The organism is Micromonospora sp. NPDC052213, from assembly GCF_040679695.1.
Taxonomy (GTDB): domain Bacteria; phylum Actinomycetota; class Actinomycetes; order Mycobacteriales; family Micromonosporaceae; genus Micromonospora.
In genome coordinates, this window is the sequence record NZ_JBFAVI010000399.1 from 1 (window position 1) to 1,097 (window position 1,097).

Below are 1,097 nucleotides of genomic sequence, written 5' to 3' on the forward strand. Positions count from 1 at the left end.
GCCCCACAGCACCCCGGCCGGAAGCTCGTGCACCGCGTGTTCGAGCCACCGGCGATCATGCCGGTAACGGTCCTGGTCAGCGCTCACGCCGCGCCTCGCGCCACAACTCGTGGCCGCGCATCAGCCAGCCGACCCAGAACACCGCGAACATGATCAGGAAGCACGCGAACAGCACCACGGCGAGCACCGCCGCGATCGGCTGGAACCGCCCTGCGTCGCCGTTCCATCCGCTCGCCGCAAGAGTCCCGAGGCCACCACAGACGATCATGGAGATGAGCAGGCCCGGCCGGTCAACCGGGTGGGGCTCACGGGGCAGACGCACATCGGCTCCTCGGTCGGTGAGACACGAGACGTCCGCACACGGCCGCCTCCGACGGCCTGCATCGTCGCAGTGCCGGCCCAGAGATCAAAGACCCGAAATCCGGCGTACGGACGTCTGACAGGTCGGATGGTCGTCCCGCTCCCAGCGCTCCTGGTCAGATCTGGTTCACGGTGGCAGTGTCCTGCCGTGATGCAACGAGACCTGGTGACCTGGCGGGAGGATCTGCGGAAGGCGGTCGCTTCCGCGGTGCTCGACTTCGAGGACCGCTACGGATACCCGCCCGGCGAGAATGCCGTCAGTGAGCCCACGACGACCTCTGCCGCGCTGATCGCCGCCGCCCGTCCCGCCGTCCCCGCTGTCCTTGCCGACCTGTACGCGGTAGTGGACGCCGTCGACCTGGCCGACATCGACAACGGGTTCTTCCTGCACAGCGCCTCCCACGTGGTCCACGTCCACGAGGCACGGGACCTCTGGCGCGTACGTGGCCGCCACGACGCCGATGTAATCGTGTTCGCCAGCGACGGCGGCGGCACGCAGTACGCGCTGGCGACGCCGGACGGGTGGCCCGTCTACCGGCTCCCTCCGGACCTCGTCCTCGACGGCATCTACACCTCGGAGGATCCGCGCTTCGACGTGGCCGCCCCGGACCTGGCCACCTTCCTGGACCTCCTGCTTCAGGACGTGAAGACGTTCGCTGCGTCGAGCTCTCGTCGGTAGCCTCGCGCAGTGACCGCACGGGTCCCGGCCTTGTGCACAGGAACGCCTGCACGACCGG

2 protein-coding genes are annotated in these 1,097 nt (G+C 69.0%); one reads left to right on the top strand and one right to left on the bottom strand.

The features are described 5' to 3' along the window. Positions 1-76: 76 nt before the first annotated feature. A complete protein-coding gene (locus tag AB0L34_RS34245; protein ID WP_073828823.1) occupies positions 77-322 on the bottom strand; it encodes a hypothetical protein in 246 nt (81 codons plus the stop codon). Between the two features lie 186 nt (positions 323-508). Here AB0L34_RS34245 and AB0L34_RS34250 point away from each other — a divergent pair, with 186 nt between their 5' ends. Next, complete coding sequence (locus AB0L34_RS34250; protein ID WP_357175045.1) at positions 509-1,039, top strand: hypothetical protein; 531 nt, start codon at positions 509-511, stop codon at positions 1,037-1,039. Positions 1,040-1,097 lie beyond the last annotated feature (58 nt).